This is a genomic window from Anaerostipes sp. 494a, assembly GCF_001940315.1.
Classification (GTDB): Bacteria; Bacillota; Clostridia; order Lachnospirales; family Lachnospiraceae; genus Anaerostipes; species Anaerostipes faecalis.
The window spans coordinates 1,176,124-1,194,740 of record NZ_MJIF01000001.1; the positions used below are offsets into that span (position 1 = coordinate 1,176,124).

The 18,617-nt window shown below is 29.6% G+C and carries 18 protein-coding genes; all 18 read right to left on the reverse strand.

Translation table 11 applies throughout. From position 1 onward, the window contains the following. Window positions 1–30: 30 nt before the first annotated feature. Complete coding sequence (locus tag BHF70_RS05930; RefSeq protein ID WP_075759397.1) at window positions 31–1,041, reverse strand: capsular polysaccharide synthesis protein; 1,011 nt, start codon at window positions 1,039–1,041, stop codon at window positions 31–33. Further along, window positions 1,038–2,012, reverse strand: coding sequence for a glycosyltransferase family 2 protein (locus BHF70_RS05935; RefSeq protein ID WP_075759398.1), 975 nt, complete (start codon window positions 2,010–2,012; stop codon window positions 1,038–1,040). The genes BHF70_RS05930 and BHF70_RS05935 overlap by 4 nt, the downstream gene beginning before the upstream one ends. A gap of 26 nt (window positions 2,013–2,038) precedes the next feature. Next, window positions 2,039–3,010, reverse strand: a complete 972-nt coding sequence (locus BHF70_RS05940) for a glycosyltransferase family 2 protein (RefSeq protein ID WP_075759399.1) — start codon at window positions 3,008–3,010, stop codon at window positions 2,039–2,041. 19 nt (window positions 3,011–3,029) lie between these two features. Continuing rightward, entirely contained in the window at window positions 3,030–4,109 is a 1,080-nt protein-coding gene (locus tag BHF70_RS05945) for a glycosyltransferase (protein WP_075759400.1), read from the reverse strand. A gap of 38 nt (window positions 4,110–4,147) precedes the next feature. After that, the gene (locus BHF70_RS05950) at window positions 4,148–5,689 is read right to left on the reverse strand and encodes an oligosaccharide flippase family protein (protein ID WP_075759401.1); all 1,542 of its coding nucleotides are present in this window, start codon (window positions 5,687–5,689) and stop codon (window positions 4,148–4,150) included. Window positions 5,690–5,705: 16 nt separating this feature from the next. Next, entirely contained in the window at window positions 5,706–6,797 is a 1,092-nt protein-coding gene (locus BHF70_RS05955) for a polysaccharide pyruvyl transferase family protein (protein WP_075759402.1), read from the reverse strand. 2 nt (window positions 6,798–6,799) lie between these two features. Continuing rightward, window positions 6,800–7,762, reverse strand: a complete 963-nt coding sequence (locus BHF70_RS05960; protein WP_075759403.1) for a glycosyltransferase family 2 protein — start codon at window positions 7,760–7,762, stop codon at window positions 6,800–6,802. A gap of 11 nt (window positions 7,763–7,773) precedes the next feature. Further along, complete coding sequence (locus BHF70_RS05965; protein WP_083638326.1) at window positions 7,774–8,763, reverse strand: glycosyltransferase family 2 protein; 990 nt, start codon at window positions 8,761–8,763, stop codon at window positions 7,774–7,776. Window positions 8,764–8,779: 16 nt separating this feature from the next. Beyond that, window positions 8,780–9,322 (reverse strand): acyltransferase, encoded by a 543-nt coding sequence (locus BHF70_RS05970; protein ID WP_075759405.1) that lies wholly within the window; start codon window positions 9,320–9,322, stop codon window positions 8,780–8,782. Window positions 9,323–9,879: 557 nt separating this feature from the next. Further along, complete coding sequence (locus BHF70_RS05980) at window positions 9,880–11,013, reverse strand: glycosyltransferase (RefSeq protein ID WP_075759406.1); 1,134 nt, start codon at window positions 11,011–11,013, stop codon at window positions 9,880–9,882. Beyond that, window positions 11,000–12,049: a glycosyltransferase family 2 protein gene (locus tag BHF70_RS05985; protein ID WP_075759407.1), complete on the reverse strand. Its 1,050-nt coding sequence runs from the start codon at window positions 12,047–12,049 to the stop codon at window positions 11,000–11,002. The genes BHF70_RS05980 and BHF70_RS05985 overlap by 14 nt, the downstream gene beginning before the upstream one ends. Continuing rightward, window positions 12,046–12,939 (reverse strand): glycosyltransferase family 2 protein, encoded by an 894-nt coding sequence (locus tag BHF70_RS05990; RefSeq protein ID WP_075759408.1) that lies wholly within the window; start codon window positions 12,937–12,939, stop codon window positions 12,046–12,048. Before BHF70_RS05990 ends, BHF70_RS05985 begins: the two co-directional genes overlap by 4 nt. Window positions 12,940–12,951: 12 nt before the next feature. Next, window positions 12,952–13,929: a glycosyltransferase family 2 protein gene (locus tag BHF70_RS05995; RefSeq protein ID WP_075759409.1), complete on the reverse strand. Its 978-nt coding sequence runs from the start codon at window positions 13,927–13,929 to the stop codon at window positions 12,952–12,954. A 14-nt stretch (window positions 13,930–13,943) separates the two neighbouring features. Next, the gene (locus BHF70_RS06000; protein WP_075759410.1) at window positions 13,944–15,053 is read right to left on the reverse strand and encodes an EpsG family protein; all 1,110 of its coding nucleotides are present in this window, start codon (window positions 15,051–15,053) and stop codon (window positions 13,944–13,946) included. Window positions 15,054–15,066: 13 nt separating this feature from the next. After that, the gene (locus BHF70_RS06005) at window positions 15,067–16,164 is read right to left on the reverse strand and encodes a glycosyltransferase family 4 protein (RefSeq protein ID WP_075759411.1); all 1,098 of its coding nucleotides are present in this window, start codon (window positions 16,162–16,164) and stop codon (window positions 15,067–15,069) included. Beyond that, window positions 16,154–16,813, reverse strand: coding sequence for a NeuD/PglB/VioB family sugar acetyltransferase (locus BHF70_RS06010; protein ID WP_075759412.1), 660 nt, complete (start codon window positions 16,811–16,813; stop codon window positions 16,154–16,156). The genes BHF70_RS06005 and BHF70_RS06010 overlap by 11 nt, the downstream gene beginning before the upstream one ends. A 19-nt stretch (window positions 16,814–16,832) precedes the next feature. Beyond that, window positions 16,833–17,459: a sugar transferase gene (locus BHF70_RS06015; protein ID WP_075759413.1), complete on the reverse strand. Its 627-nt coding sequence runs from the start codon at window positions 17,457–17,459 to the stop codon at window positions 16,833–16,835. Window positions 17,460–17,470: 11 nt separating this feature from the next. Further along, window positions 17,471–18,604, reverse strand: a complete 1,134-nt coding sequence (locus tag BHF70_RS06020; protein WP_075759414.1) for a DegT/DnrJ/EryC1/StrS family aminotransferase — start codon at window positions 18,602–18,604, stop codon at window positions 17,471–17,473. Window positions 18,605–18,617: the final 13 nt, after the last annotated feature.

Sequence of the window (18,617 nt, forward strand, 5' to 3'; positions counted from 1 at the left end):
AAACTCATGTTTCCTTCCTTTTTCAATATTTCAACCATATGCCTTATATACTTGTTCTAACAGGTATCCATATAATGTTAATTTTCCTTCTTTTGTCCTTTTTTCTAAATCCATCTTATAAGTTAATTTGTGCATAACGTTTCTTTTTGTTAATCTTTCATATAATTCATCCGAATATGGTTGGTTTAAAACCTGATACATCTCAAAAATATCTTCATTGTTATTTGGCACGGTATTAATAATTCTATTTATTGATGGAATTTTCCGAAAACCAGTCCATAGCAAGTAATCTATTAATACATAATCAATAATCATATTATAATCTTTCCACCATTTTGAAAATGCATCTATCATATATTTGAATATAATACTTCCCTTTTGACCTGCCATGGAGAATCCACACCAATTCCCTTTACATGCCTCTCTTTGACATTTTATTGGATCTGCCATCCTCTGGCAGAAGAAATCTTTTGTAAAATACTCTTCTGGAATATGATCTGTAAAAAACACTGTAGAATCTACCCAATATCCTCCATATTTATATAATAGATAAAATCTTAGAATATCTGACATTGTCGTCATGGTAATGATTCCATTGTTAAATTTCTCAATAATATAATCTGGAATGGTTACGTAGGATTGGTAATTTTCTAATGTTATTAAATGAAGTTCAGCTTTTTCTTTTGGAATTACTTGCTTTAATCTAGTATGACACATATGTACTAGTTCTGGCATGCTTTTCTCCCCTTGCCACCAGCAACACCAAACCGGTACTTTTTCAAAACCATATTTTGTTTCATTGGTTATATTTTCTGTTATGCTTTTATAATCTTCAATCAAATCATCTAAATAGTTGTCTATATAACTGGAAATAGTCGTAATGTATCTTTCTTTTTTCCCTGGCGGTACTAATCCATCAATAAAAGTTTCATAAGCAACTTTCCATCCAAATACTTTTAATCGACCAGGGAAAACTTTACTTTCTCTAATAATTCGTTCTATGAAATGGTAAGCTCTTTGAAGAATTCTTTTTAATGTCATCCAAGTTCCCCCTTTTTTGTTTTCTGTATAAAACTAATTATTTTTTCCTTTATTAATAGCTTTTTATTTTTTTTATAGCTATCTTTCCATTCCTCCCCGATATTTTCCTTCATTAATTGAATTTTTTCTTTTTTTGTAAGCTTGCCATGATGTAGAATAGCATATCCATATTGAAATGCTATTTCTTTTTTTTGTTCCTGAAGTAGCTTTTCAATTTTTTCTTCAGAAAAACCCATAAGTTCATATAATAAGTGAAAATTATATAGTGGTTCTTCTATCTTCTCCTGTCCATATTTTGTCATTAATGAATCTTGATTGTCACGACTATAATGATAGAGAGGGTAATTATATTTAACTATCTGCTCAATTTGTGCCATTTTTATATATTGTAATATAAACCGGAAGTCTTCACCAATACTTATTGTCTCGTCAAAACAAAGCTTACCTTCTTCGATTACTTTCCTTTGGAAAATTTTATTCCATAGTTGCTGCAACAGTCGCTGCTCATATAATTCATACAAAACACTTTTTCGATTTACTATCTGGGTATCTTGAAAATCCTTCCAAGCAAATATATCTGTACGTTCATTCTTTACTTCATCATGATTAACATATCCACATATTATAAGCGCATTTTCATGTCTATAATATTCTTCCACCATCCGTTCAACATAATCATTTTCTACCCAATCATCACTATCTGTAAACATAATAAGTTCACCTGTAGCAAAACGTAATCCTCTATTCCTAGTATAAGAAACACCTCTATTTTTTTTATTGTTCAACAATCTAATACATGAATATTGATTACTCAATTCCTGACATATACCAAAACTATTATCGGAAGAAGCATCATTTATCAAAATAAGCTCTATATTCTTATATGTACTGCTGACTAACGACTTTACGCATCTTTCTATATAGCTTTCCGTATTGTATACAGGTATAATTATACTTACTTTTTTATTCATCTTGACTACTTCTCCCCAGATTTCTCTTATTCAAAAAAGATTTTATCATTTTTCCTCTCAACATCTATTTTTAATGGTTCATATTTTGATTTCAAAGCTTTTCTAAATGCTCTTTTTAGGAAAAAATCAACTCCAATCCCTTTTACTATATCCTTATATTCTCCAATTTGCAGCTTCATATGCTCAAAAAATGCTGAACTACTCCTGCTATCATTTATCAGTCGTATATAATTATCTATCAAATTTTCTAAATAGTCTTGTTTTAAATCCGGATACTTTTCTATTACATCAAAATATCTCTTTGTCAGATATTCAAATCGATCTTGCAGCATCTTTTCATAATTTGCTCCTTTAGACTGCATAACACTGGAAGCACGCATTCGATATATATATAATTCTTCATCTATAACAACTATCTTTTGAGCATTCATAATGATCTGATATGTAAAAAATTCATCATCTATTTTATGGCCTTCCTCAAATCTGATATTATCTATTAATGAAGCCCTGAATATCTTATTCCAAAGGAGCCCACTCTTCCAATCACTTAAAAATCTGAGAATAAAATCTTTTTCTGAAATAACTCCTATGTAATCCATAGATTCATGTTCTATAACATTTTTATATAAATATTGATATGCACACACAGAAATATCCGCTTCGTTAACTTCTAAAGAATCAAGTAATCTTTCAATATAGTTCCTTTTCACACTATCATCACTATCAATAAAGCAGACGAAATCACCCGTTGCAATATCTAATCCCTTATTCCTAGCACTTGCAGCTCCTCCATTTTGTTTATGAATAACTTTTATCCTTGGATCTTTTTCTACATATCTATCACAAATCTGAGGAGACTGGTCTGTTGATCCATCATCAATTAATAATATTTCAAAATGAGGATAAGTTTGAGCTAGTATGGAATCTAAACACTCTTTCAGATACTTTGCAATATTATATACTGGTATAATTATAGATACCTTTTGATTACTCTTCATTCCAGCCTCCTATGTGCTATTATCTTCTCATTATTCTATAAATTATATGTTTCATTTTATTTTTTCTATTCTTTAATGATTCTTTCTTTATCATTGATTTATATAATGATAAAACTTCCTCATTCTTGTGTGTAATAACTAATTCATTTATTTTTCTTTCAGTTTCGTCTTCACTAATACTATTGGAAAACCAGTCAATAACCTGTTCATTCATTAAAATCTTTAATATATTTTTCTCAATTTCCTGTTTGTTATCTTTTTCTTTTAATGAACGTATTATCATATTTGAAACTGAATTACGCCAATAATTTTGAGAATATTGACATTCAAAATCGTACTCGTCTCCAAATAATTCTTGATATTTCTGATAATTGGCAAGTATAATACTAAGGAAATCCATATCATATTTTCTACTTAATGAATTTGGAACACTCACATAATTATAAAAACATTTATCAATAGAATAGAAAGAATTACAATATTTCAAATACTCTACTACAAAAGTCCTATCTTCCCACGTCCTTCTGTTATTATCAAAACAAATACTATAATGATCAATTATTTCTTTTTTGTAAATTTTATTTACTGCAAAATCATAGATAAAATAATCTTTTCCTTCCGCAACATTAATTAATGGTGGTATAATATCTTTTTTTATTATTTCTTTATCTAAAACAATGTTTTTTTCCACTTTATGAAGATTGTGTGTCACTTCCCCACAATCATTAATATACTTCCATCCAAAATCAATACAATCTGGATTATATCTTTGAATTACTTCAATTATATTTTTATAAGCATTTTCATCTATAAAATCATCTGCATCTAAAAAAGAAACATGCGTACCTGTTGCAATTTTTAATCCTTCATTTCTTGCTGTAGATACTCCTCCATTTATCTTATGTACTACTTTAATATATTCATATTTTTCCGCATACCCATCACATATCTTCCCACTTCTATCTGTAGAACCATCATCTACTAAAATTACTTCCAAATAATTATTATCCTGCTTTATTAAACTGTTTACTGACCTATCCAAAAATTTCTCAGCATTATAAATTGGAATAATTATTGATATTTTTATATTGTTATCCATACTTAGTCTCTCTTTCAAAATTTTCATAACATTTAAAATTATACAGTCTGTCTTCCCAGTATCCTATAAATGATATTTTTAAATATATTTTTTTCATATTCATTCATGGAAACACTCCACGATAAGAAAAAGAAAATGCATGTATAAAAAATAATAATTATCAACATTTTCTGAAGTGAATTAATAATTAATATATATTTAAAAAACCATATGCTTATTATTGTTAATCCTATGGGCACAACAGATATCTGCATAATATTTTTCCAAAACCCTAATATATCTAATTTTGTAACTTTATAATAATAAACATTCATGATAATACCATTGCCAATCACAAATGCTACGCACGTGCAAACAGCTGCCCCCAATATTCCAAACTTAGGTATTACAATATAAGTGCTAATTACATTGATTACTGCAATAATTACATATACAATAGCTCTAAATCGATGCTTATTTTGTGCAACAATTGTCGCAAAAGCAATATTTTGTATCAATGGAATTGCTAATGGTAACATCGTCATCAGTCCAATATAATATGCATCTGCATAAGAAGCACCTGCCCAATAATAAATAAATTTTTTTCCAAATACAATATATCCAGATAACATAAGGGATACAATGTAGTACTGAATCCTTCCTATTCGAATTAATATTTCAGAAATATCCCCTATTGGTCGTTTTTCAAAAACATATGCTGTTACTCTTGTAGAAAACACACTACTAATTGCTGATGACATGTTTTGTAGCATACTTGTAAAAGTGCCACCAATATTATAAACAGCAACTCCTATTGTCCCAACCAAAGATCCAATTAATACTTTATCTGTTGCCCAGTACAGCATATCTACAATTGAACTCAAGAACATAAACACAGTAAAATTTATAATTTCCTTTAACAAATAAAAGGGCATATGATCGAATTTTGCTTGTATATTTAATTTTGTTTTACAATAAAATGGAAAAATAACCAGATTAAAGATTTGTATAATCAAACCAACGACAGCCATTCCAATTGATGCATATCCTAACAATAATACAATAAGATTCAAAACAGGTGCAGCAATTGTTACCAAACTATCCATTAGCTTTTTAAAAATATATTTTTCATAAGCAATCGCTATCATATTATACACACTGGAAATAAAAGAAAGTGCTGTACTAATTGTCATAATGACAATTAACATATTTAACCTTGCAATTTCTTTTACACTTAATCCACGAGCAAAAAAATCATCTGAAATAAAAGGAAGTACTCCTCCTACAATCAATACTAAGACTGCAAAAATTATATATATGACTATGAACATCCCTATCACTCGTTCAGTTTTTTCATGATTGCCTTCAACTCGAAATTTTGTTACATATCGTGATACTGCCCCACCCATTCCAAATGTTAACAAAGATAAATATCCAATGACAGAATTAGATAAACTATATAAACCATATTCTGCTTGTCCTAATATACGTAACATAAGAGGTGTATAAAATAATGGAATAATGCAACTGATAATCAAATTGAAATATGTAAGAATGGAACCGACCTTTAATTCATTTATATTTTTAAATTTTTTCTTCATTCTCAAAACCAACTCATTAATTTAATACTTGATCTAATACACAAAAATGTTGCCTACTATCTCTAGTCAACTTTTCTATATCTGCTTGAATTCCTTTTTGTATATTAGAAAAAACTTCATTTATTTCAAACTCATCTAAATTAGATAACTCAATACTATTTCCTAAAAATCCGATATCTTTAAGCATATTTTTACTTTTATTGCTATAAAGAATAGGAAAAACTTTCTGCTTTGCAAGTAAACTTAATATTATGGCATGAAATCTAGTTGCTACTACATATTCAGAACTTGCTAATTCATACAATACTTCTTTATAATTTTGTCCATTATAATTTAGTTCTTGTATGTATTTATATCGATTATGATTACAAAACATATTTTTTATTCTTCTAACAGCTTCCTCATCCCCTTCTTCTTTGCAAAAAGAAACTAATTTTATATAATATCCATTATTTAAAAAATGATTTATTATAGTGCTAATCATATTTTCATATTCCAATGCATAGCACTTGTACTTTCCATCTTCCTTGTCAATACAATTTATTACTGAAATATAAATTTGTTTTTTCTTTTTCTCTACAATTGGCATTGGATATGAAAATAAAATATCTGGTGCATACCTAACCGTATCAATTTTCTGAAACAAATTATAGGAATACTTATCTCGGAAGCAAACATCTTCAAGATTTATGAACATCTCTCCCATTGCATCCTTGTACTCTTTGGATTGATAAGGTCCAAAATTAGCTCCAACAACATAAAACGGATAGTGACTACTTTGATAATTCCACCACTCAATAATATTCTTCCATGAAGGATACTCCATAAAGATTGATCCGCCAATATATACAACAGCGTCGCATTTTCTCTTTAATCTCTCTTGATATCTGACACTAAGCGACGCTCGCACCTTATTTAAAAACTGATTAAATTTAGAATCTCTATCAATAACAACTAAATTTTTACAATCTTCAAATATTTTTTTATTTTCTTTATTTGACCATAAAAAAAAAGTTGCAGCAGGATATCGATTCACAATTGTTCGAATAAATAAATCATCTCCCAAATTTACTTTATCATAAGCATATAAAAAAACTTTTTTCTTCATTTTTATAATCCTATCTTAAATTTATTCCGCAATCTACATACATTTCTCATTGAGATTTTACACATTATAATTCCTATTTTATGTTTTAGTGATTCCCTATGATAATCAGCATATTTCAATCCAAGTGTTGTCAATCCATACTCAATCTTTTCTTTCGCAATATATAAATCTTCTTTATTTAACATTCTCAAACTACATTGATACGCATACATATAAGAATAAAATAAATTTAATCTTGCAATTCCGGATAATCTTGGATAATATTTGTCAATATATTCCTGTCTATTCTCTTTGCCTTCTAATCCATCTAAGCGCTTCAAAGAATATGTTTCGTTAATTATACTGTTTTCACGCTGAAAATAATTATAATATATATTTTTTATTGCAATAACTTTTTTAGCTCTTCCAATTACTTGATAGGACCAAAATTCATCCTCATTATATTTTCCTTTTTCAAACAATATATCCTCAACCATTGATCGTTTATATAGTTTATTCCATACTACCTGATACATCCCATTTTCTGTAATCATAGCCTCCAACGCTGATTCAGAATTATATTGAACAAATTGAACTTCTTTAGATTCATTTTTTAGTTCTTCCTTTTCAACTCTTCGAAAACCGCAAGAAACAATGTCACATTTATTTTGAATCATGATTTTCATTAATTGCTCATACATTGATACATCAATCCAATCATCACTGTCCACAAATCCAATATAATTCCCTGTAGACACTTCCATGCCCATATTTCTAGCATCTGACAAACCACCATTGCTTTTATGTACGACCTTAATTCTTTCATCTTTTTCTTTCCAAGCATCACATATTTCTCCACAATGATCTGTAGAGCCATCATTAACTAAAATAATTTCCAAATCTCGATACGTCTGATTAACAATTGATTCAATGCATCTATTTAAATATTTTTCGACATTATAAATGGGTACGATAACTGAAATCATTTGAATCTCTCCTACACTTTATACCTATTTCTGCTACCAGTCATACTTCCATAAATATAATTTAACAGCCTATACACTGCCGGAAAATATGCCGCAAGCTTTAATTGAAGCATTTCCTTCTTTGAATAATTTGCTTTTAACCGATTACTACTTAATAAATTGCATAATTCTATCCTTCTTCTTCTCTGTACTTCCTTTAATTCACAATTTTTATTATCTATTCTCATAGAACTAACTTTTTCTAATAAATATGTATATCTCTTTTCCAATAAAAATTTTATATTTTCTTCTTCCAGTTTAGATATTATATGAATTACTTTTAAAGGATCTTCCATTTTATGAATGTTCATACTGGAAGTAGCTGCTGAATTATCTCGAACCATATAATGATAAAATGGAATATCCTCAAAGACAGATTTTGAAGATTTTTTGAATAAAAAATAGTTAAACAACAAATCCTCATTTATTCGTATTCGTTCATCCAAACGATTTCCCCCAATAACCTCTCTTCTATATAACTTATTACATAATCCCGGTTCAACTTTATCCGCCTTTATTAAGTCATATACTCCCTGATAATTATCCTGTACCAACAATTCCCCTGTGTTATAGTAATAGTCAATCCTATTGGGAAAAACCATCTGATATCCACAATGAGAAATATCTGCTTTATATCTTATTGCATTTGAAAGTAAATGATCATACATACATTCTCCAATATAATCATCACCATCCACAAATCCTATATATTCTCCTTTTGCAATATCCAAACCAGTATTTCTAGCAGCAGATACCCCTTCATTTTTCTTATGAATAGGAATAATTCTTTGATCTTCTTTTGCAAGCCTATCAATAATGGTTCCCGTTGCATCTGTTGATCCATCATCAATAATAATAATTTCCAAATTAGAATAAGTTTGGTTCATAATACTCCGAATACTTCGTTCTATATAATTTTCAATATTATATGCTGGTACAATTACACTAATTAAAAGTTCCATAATAATCCTCTTTTATTTAATCAACATACCCTATTCCACTCTCTAAATCAGTAACCATTTGTTCTTTCTTTTCTTCTGTTAAATTTCCTCTTAATGTATAATCCTCATCATACATTGGTGCCGTTTTCATATACTCTTTGTTCTTTTCAAGATACTCTTGAGTTGTACATATAATTTTGGCCGGACTACCGGCTACTACCATTCCATCTGGAATATTATGTGTCACTGTACTGTTTGCACCAATGATTACATTATTCCCTATAGTTATTCCTGGCAAAACAACAGATTCTGCTCCAATAAACACATTATTTCCTATGGTAACTCGTCCAATCTTGGTATAATTCAAAAATTGCTTTGTACTGGCATCATGACATAAAATATGTACTCTAGGAGCTAAAGTTACATTATCACCTATTTCAATTAACCAACAATGAGATGGATCTAAAATAACACCATGCAGACGTCCAAAATTTTTTCCAACTTTCATGCCCATAGAAATTAATTTCTCAGTTGTATACTCTCCTCGAATTCTATAAATTAAATCTTTAAACTTCTCCATAAATTAATCATTTCCCCTTTATACTAAATTATTTAACTTTAAAATACCCTAATTGAAGAGCAATATTTTTTAAAATAAGTTTCCATCTTGGCATGGTATATGCTTCTCCACTAGAATTTATCCCTTGTACATCTGGATATAGTGGAAATTTATCAATATGAATTTTATCTTTATTTTTTTGAAAAATTGCAAAAAAACATATTCTATACAACTAGTTTCCATTAATCTCACAGCTTAATCGGATAGAAAAAATTTATTTAAATGTTCTATATTAGTTTTAAATAACCAAATTTGAATTGAATGATATTTTGGAGCATACAGAAAAATATTTTCCTTATCTTTTGATAAGCTTAATATTTGATTAATGTTGTTTATCCAGATCCTTCCACTAATTTTCCAAATACTAGATACTTGCTCTCTCTATAATTTTATCAAAATCACTCTCTTTTATATATTTTTTTATGTTATTCATATACTCATTAAATCTCACACTTGTGTTGTTATACTCTACTTTAACAAAAGGCCTAATAGTTCCAGTCATCAATAATATATTCATACTACATTCCCTTCTCTAACAATTCCTCAAACATCTTCTCTACTGCATCTACAGTGTCTTTCATACTGAATTTTGCTCCCCTTTTTTTTGCCTGATCTGTATAATATTTTAATAGTTCCGGATGATCTAATATTTTTTTCATCCCCTGATACACTCCCTCACTACTATTCTCCACAATTATCCCATACTCATTATTTTCTCCAAGCATCTCCTTCATTCCGGAACAAAGCGTTGTAACTACCGGTGTACCTACAACCAATGCCTCTGTCGCAGCGGTACTAAATCCCTCTTCAAAGGATGGACAAATAAACCAGTCACATCGAGCAACATATTTATACGGATTCGTATCATAACCAAGAAAAAGAAATGAATCCTCTATATTATTTTTTTCAAGATATTCCTGAATTTTACTCTGTTCTTCGCCTTCTCCTAAAATATAAATTCGATATTTATACCCCTCGCTCTGCAATTTCTTATGAGCTTTGGCTAAGCGCATAAATCCTTTTCGAGGACGAACTTTAGCTACTCCACAAATTTTTAAAACATCATCTTGGATAAATTTTTTATTTGTCACTTCATCCGTACACAACTTTAAAATTTTATCAGTTTCATTAGTATTGTATTTTACTGTGGAAATTCCTTTAAGTCCTGTTAATTTCTCAAAAGTGTCTACCACCGTCTGGGAGACACCAACCACCTTGTCAAATTTCTGATAAATTTTTTTTGCTTCATCCATGGAACGATATGCCTGTAAAAATTCTTTTTCATTTTCTGCAAAATGTCTCCATGCAATTTTAACCTTTTTCTCATCTGGACACCCTGAAATAATCCTTGTACAACTTCCTTCCAAATATGCCACTAAAATATCATACTCATCTTTTATGAATTTACGATACAACTTTTCAGGTGAAAACAGTTTAAAATATTTTGTATTCCCTCGGAACATTCTTTTATATACCGTTTTATAATGTACTTTATCTGATATAAATTGTTTATTTATCCCTACATCAAACAATGTCTGCACTGTTATATCAAATTTTGAATGATCCATATTGTTAACCAAATTCAACAACACCTTTTCTGCTCCACCATGCATTAAATCATGAATCAAAAATAATACTTTAATTTTTTCCATATTCTATGACCTTTTTCCACTCCAATGGATACTTTTTTCTTTCGTAAACCATTTTCAAAAAACCTACTTTTTTAACATTTCTAAGTATTACTAATATTTTACCTCGAATCTTACACTTTAAAATAAATTTTTTACGCTGATTCATGTATAAATTCCACAATACTTTATCTGATTGACTCATCCATCCTTTTCTATCCCAAAGATTCTGTAAATTATATTTTTTTTCAATTTCGATAAAATTATAAGGGCTATGTTTAGTGGCTACTTCAATTAATAATTCTAACAATAAATGTAATGTCGTGTCAGAGCAATACTGATACAACTCACTGTCATTTTCATACTTCTCCATTAATCCTAAATAACCATCTATACAATTCTCTATAGTTTGTTCTACTTTATCTAAACTTTGATGTGTTACAGAACCTTGATTATTTCTATACACAAAGTTTGCCTTATCTATATACAGAATATTTTTTGCTCTATAAAAACATTGTGCCCGAAATCTCTCATCTTCATGTCTATACTTATCAAATCTCAATTCATTCTTTAACAAAAAGTCTTTTTTATAAAAATAAGAAGAAAAATGTCTATAATTCTCCCCTATATTTTCCCATGGATTATCAATCATTTTGAAATCTCTTTGAAAAGAAACAAGTCTTGTTATATTTTGATTACTATGATAGTATCCAAAAGATATCATATCACATTTATAATTTAAAATTAGATTGACAATTTTTTCTGAAAAGAAATTAGGCACCCATATATCATCCTGATCTAAAAATGCTATAAACTCGCCTTTAGCTTTATATATTCCAAGATTTCTTGCAACTGCAACTCCTTGATTTTCCTGATTTATAATTCTAACACGCTTATCTTTATTTGCAATATTTTCTGCAATCTGTAAGGATTCATCTTGAGACCCATCATTAATTACAATCACCTCTATATCTTTATATGGTTGATCAAGTACCGACTCTATTGACGTCTTAATATACTTTTTCCCATTATATACAGGTATAATAACACTTATCTTCACTTACCTTTCCTCCTAATTATTAAACTTAATAATATTCCAAATGGATATCCCACAATCGCATACCCTTTTCTAGGAGCCTTTATTATTCCATCTCTCCATCTTCCTGCCAAAATACAGCTGGATACATAATGAATGGAATTTTTTAATTTAAACTTAAATGGTGTATTTTTGAATGATAAATATAATTTTCTTGTCTCTGCAAAACTATTAGGACTATTGTAATATTGCTTCCACATAGAATTAGTCATCCCTTCCGGTTGATACTCTACAAATTTTAAATTTTGATTCAGCACAAGAAAATCATACTTTTTGCTAATCTCAAGATGCATATAATGAGGATTAAAATTTTTTTCACCTGGAAAGCTTTTCATAGGAGCCACTTCTTTATAAACTTCTGTTCGAACTACATTTGTTCGATCACCATTAACAATCGGATATTTTCCAATCAATAAATCTATAAGATTTACTGTTTTTTGCTGTGGTAATAAATCTCCAATCAAACGATTGTCCAAATCATAATCCAGTCCGACAATTCCCGCATATTTCTTTGAGCCATTTTCTTTCCAAAAAGACACAATCGTCTCAACTGCATTTTCTGGCATGTAATCATCTGAGTCAACACAAACCATTAATTCAGTTTTTGCATACTTGATTGCGGAATTATATCCGGTATGCAGTCCACCATTTTCTTTTTTGATATATTGAATTTCAAATCCTGAATCTATTCTTTCACGCAATTCATACATCAACTCTTCCGTTCCATCTGTTGATCCATCATCGATAACCATCCAAAGGAAATCTTTATTCGTCTGTCTTTTTAGTGCCTCGTAACCTCTTTTTAATAAATCTTTTCTATTATAACTAGGCGTAAAAATTGTTAGCGTTTGCATATTTCTCCTATTTCAATAATTCTTAAATTTACAATATAATTTTAGACAACGAGTCAAATTTGAATATCCAACTACAGATTTCACATAATACAAAATCTTAATTTTTTTAATCCTATGGTATTTTAAAAGCCATTGATACTGCTTCATTTCCCTCATAATTTCTTTGATTCTTACATCATTTACCATATTATTTGATAGTAATAAAACACCATACTGATAAGCTGTAAAATCATAATATAGTTCATAAAACTTGGAATCTTTCGGAATATTTTTTCCTAATTCCACACATTCTTTTATATTATTGCTTAAATCATAAATATTTTTATAAGTCAAGCTATGTGAAATAGAGTTTTCCCTCTGACGGTATACATACGCTTCACTATTGCAATATCCAATAGTACGGCATTGTATAAGAATTCGAGCACACCAGTCAATATCTTCTGAAGTAATTTCCTTTTTAAAATATAATTTATTTTTTTTTAGAAAATCTAATTTAATCATTTTATTACAAGCAGACGCTATATATAATCCATGATCAATCATTTTTTCCAGAATATTTTCTTTATCGTTATCTTCTATTTCATCCAAAGACTCCAAACAACTAACCATTTTTTTCTCAATTTCCAGATACTTTTTATATCGAAAATTCAACACATCTACTGGTCTTCTCTTTAATTTGTCTACAAGATTTTCAATTAAATACACATCATCCCAATAATCATCACTATCCAAAAATAGAACATACTCACCTTTGCTAAATTTAATTCCTGTATTTCTAGCATCTGATAATCCTCCATTTTGTTTATGAATTACCTGAATTCGTACATCTTGTTTAGCATAATCATCACAAATCTTAGGACTTGCATCACTCGCCCCATCATCCACTAATAAAATCTCTAAATCTTCATATGTTTGATTTTTTACACTATCAATACATTGTTTTAAATATTTTTCTGTATTATAAACCGGAATTACAATACTTACTTTCAATTTTCATTTTCTCCTTATATCCATAAATGTAATATATCACTTTCATATCCTAATCCCCAGACCAAAACCATTTGAAAATAAAAAAACACAATATAAAATCCCATACCGGCTAGAATAACAATTTTTCTACTTTTCTCCGTAAATATGCGATGCAATAACCATGGCAACAAAACTAAATTAAAAATATCAAAGTATGTTGTCAATCTTCCAACAACCATCCCACTGGAAAATGTTGCAATAACATACAAACAAAAATTAATTACTGACATATTAATACAAAAATTAATATATTTATTATTTTCTTTTTCAATTACCTGCCTTCCAACATAAGCTAAAAAACATGGCACAGCTGCAATAGCCAATCGTATGACACTACTTCCTTTTCCTTGATCAGAGATATAACTAACATATCCTTTATACTGCGTTTCCATCAAAATTTGTCCAAAAACCGGAAATATTTTATCAAAAAATATACCTAAAATTAGTGAAAGAAAAATAACTGTTCTCATTTGTCTTCCCCATGGTTTTGTTATCCCTAAAAAATAGATAAATAATAGAATAATTGCTGAACCATGTATCGTAGATAACAATAATATTAAAATAATATATTCTTTCCACTTTCTATCAACTATCATATAAGAAGCACAGAAAAAAATTGTAACAACAAGAAACTGCCTCATTCCATTTACAAAATATGTAAACATCGTACTAGCAATTAATAGAAAGCAACTAAGTCCAAAATATTCCGAGTATTTCAGAAAGCCCGTCATAAGAGCTATTCCTGAAACCAAAGCAATCAAAAACAGCCATCCATGAAAATCTAATGATATAAATTGCTTATACAACACGGAAAGGAAATAAAAACCTTTATCTTTTCCAATGTCATCAAAATTAATTTGTGTAATATTAGATGGATATTTTTCAAACATTGCTATATATGTTCCAGTATCTGCAATACCACTTCGAAGACCACAAAAAAATATGACAACTCCGAAAAAAATAATTGCCTGTGATATATATGCTTTTCTTTTGTATTTTTGTCCGTCCCAAATATTTCGATAACTTTGTTCATTCCAAAAAAATATACCTATTGATAATATTAGAAATAACCAATAAATTTTCATTGTTTTCCCTTCCTTATTTTAACGATAATCCCTCCATCGTTTTTCTCACTACAATCTTTTTATCAAAAACAGTTTCCATCCTTTTTCTAGAAGCTTGTCCCATCCTCTTCTTTGTTTTATACTCTGTTTCTATAAAGTCTTTTAGTTTTAATTCCAAATCTTTTGCATCCCGTATATTTACGAGATATCCATTCTTACCATCTTCCACAGCTTCCATGCATCCATGAATGCGACTGGTGATTAACGGCCTCCCCATCGCTCCTGCCTCTAGCAAAGTATTTGCCATTCCTTCATGATAAGAAGGCAAAACAAAGCAATGACTTTTTTCAATAAATGGTTTCACATTTTCCTGATATCCATAATAATACAAAATTCCATTCTCCACCAGTGAGTCAATCCTATTTTTGTAATCATCTTCCATCGGTCCTACAATATCAAAAAAAATATTAGGATAAATTTTTTTAATATTTACTGCTGCCTTAAATAATTCATCCACACCTTTTTCTTTCATTATTCGACCAATAAAAAGAAATCTTATTTTTTTACTATCTTTGGGATATTCTGTGAGATCATATTCTTCCAAATCAACTCCCGCTCCAGGCAGAAGACATGTCTGATTTCTAGTAATAATACGATGTTTTAGAAATACACGCTGATTTCCTTCATTTTCAAAAAAGACTGTTTTTGCTTTTTTACAAGACATTTTATAAAGAAATATCACCATCTTTTTTACAAAATTCTCTGTTTGAAATGCAGTTCCCAGGCCAGTAATATTGATTGCATAAGGAATTTTTTGAATTCTGGCCATCATTCCTCCATAAATATTTGGTTTTATTGTATATGTAATTACTAGATCTGGTTTTATTTTTCTTAGAATCTGTCTATATTTTATTAAAAGTGTAAAGTCTGTCACAGGATTCATTCCTCTACGGTCAACTGATGTCTCAACAAATCTACAACCCATTTCTTGTAAGTTTTTAACCAATTTCCCATTAGGCAGTGAAACATAGACTTCATTTCCATGATTTAGAAGTTCTTGTATCAATGCCTTTCGAAATTTATATAATCCAATATCTAAATTTGCTAAAATTAAAATTTTCTTATTTTTCATAATCCACTCTTCTTGCCGGGCATCCTACATATGTCCCAGACTTTTTAATGTCTCGTATAACAGTGGTTCCAGCTCCTAGAATTATATCACTTTTCATACAAATTCCTTGAATAATTTGTGACCCTGTTCCAACCTCAACTCGATCTTCTAAATGAACATTTCCTGACAAAAGACTTCCTGGATACAACGTGTTATATGAGCCAAATCTATCATCGTGTCCAACAACAGAACGATTACAAATCAAATTAAAATTCCCAATTTCAATATTCATTGTCAAAATTACAGATGCACAAATGATATTTCCTTTTCCCATTTTTACTTGGTCAGACATTATCACAGAAGGATCTACAAGATTAGGAAAAGTTAAATTTTTATTCTTAGCACATTTTTCAATTAACTTCTGACGGATATTCACATTACCAATTGCAAATGCCACATTTAGCATTTTGGAATAATGAATCAAATATTCTATTCCTCCAAGAACAGGATATCCATTAACTTCCATTCCTTTTGGTTTCCCATCATCAATATATCCAAGTATCTGATACATGTGTTTTTGTTGATTTATTCTCTCAATTAACCATTGCGTATCTCCACCCATTCCACCTGCACCTACTATTACAATTTCCTTTATTTTTTCAGTATCCATAACATATTCCTATTTACTTTTATCTTTTTATAGCTTCACTTCCTACACTGCCTTTAAACTTTTCCATAGTAGCTTCTCCATCTGCATTAATACCAGATCTTGAAAATACTTTTTGAAATGTCATAAAAATAATTTTAATATCTAACCAAAAAGAAAGATTTTCCACATATTCAATGTCAAATTCAAATTTTTCTTCCCAACTTATAGAATTCCTTCCATTCACTTGTGCCAAGCCTGTTAAACCCGGTAATACATCATGTCTATGTATTTGTCTTTCATCATACAATTCAAGATAACTTTTTAATAATGGTCGTGGACCAACAAAACTCATATCTCCAAAAAGAATATTAAAAAATTCAGGTAACTCATCCAAACTCGTGGAACGCAGCAACTTTCCAAATTTAGTTAAACGTTTCTCATCTGAAAGTAAATTCCCATTTGCGTCTAATGCATCTGTCATAGTTCGAAATTTATACAACGTAAAAATCTTATTTTGATATCCAGGCCTTTCCTGCTTAAAAATCACAGGACTTCCTAACTTCACTTTAACTAAAATTGTGACAATTAATAGTATCGGACTAGAAATAATAATCCCACACACTGACAAAATAATATCAAAAAAACGTTTCACATATCTCTGATACATATCATTTAACCCTACTCAAATACTTTTCTGATTATTTCAATAATTAATTGCATATCGGCTTCTGTATTCTTGATATCACTTGGCAGACATAAACCTCTATCAAAAATATCCTCTGAAATTGATTTTCTACCATCGTCATAGTGTGAGAAGAATTCACAATCTTTAAATACTGGCTGTAAATGTAATGGCTTCCAAATCGGTCTGCTCTCAATATTCTCTTTTTCTAAAGACTCTATAATGTCAATAGGCTTCACCCCACAATTTTTATCAATTGTTATGCATGACAACCAAAAATTAGGCTCTGCAATCTTTTCTTCATAAGGATTCATCCGAATCTCACAAATTTCTTCAAATGCTTTTTTATATGTAAAATATATTTCTTTTTTTCTCTGAATATGTTCATTAAGATGAATCAGCTGTCCTCTTCCTATTCCTGCCGTAATATTTGACATTCTGTAATTATATCCTATTTCTTTATGCTCATAATGTCTAACTGGCTCTCTAGCCTGTGTTGCAAGAAATGTTGCATGTTTAATATAATCTTCGTTTGCTGATGCTAACATTCCCCCACTAGATGTAGTGATAATTTTATTCCCATTAAACGAAAAAGCTGACATTAATCCAAAATTTCCAGTCTGTTTTTGATCATAAGTCGCTCCTAGACTTTCTGCAGCATCTTCTATTAAAGGTACATCATATTCGTTACAAATTTCCATGATCTCATAAATCTTAGCTGGTGTTCCATACAAATGTGCTAATACAACAGCCTTAGCTGTTGGATATTTCTCCAATGCACGTCGTAATGCTGCCGGAGACATGTTCCAGGTATCTGGTTCACTATCTACAAAAACAAGCTTACCATTTTCATAAACAACCGGATTAGCCGTTGCTGAAAATGTCAAAGATGGGCAAATAACAACATCTCCTTCTTGGATATTCAAATTTTTCATCGCTAAATGTAGTGCTGCTGTTCCCGCACTCAATGCTGTGCAATAAGAGATTCCTGTATACTCTTCCATTTCTTTTTCAAAATTATTAACATTGGGTCCTAATGGAGCAATCCAATTAGTATCAAATGCTTGTTGTACATATTCTTGCTCTTCTCCATGCATTGTTGGAGATGCCATATATATCCTTTTTTTCATTACCATGCCCCCA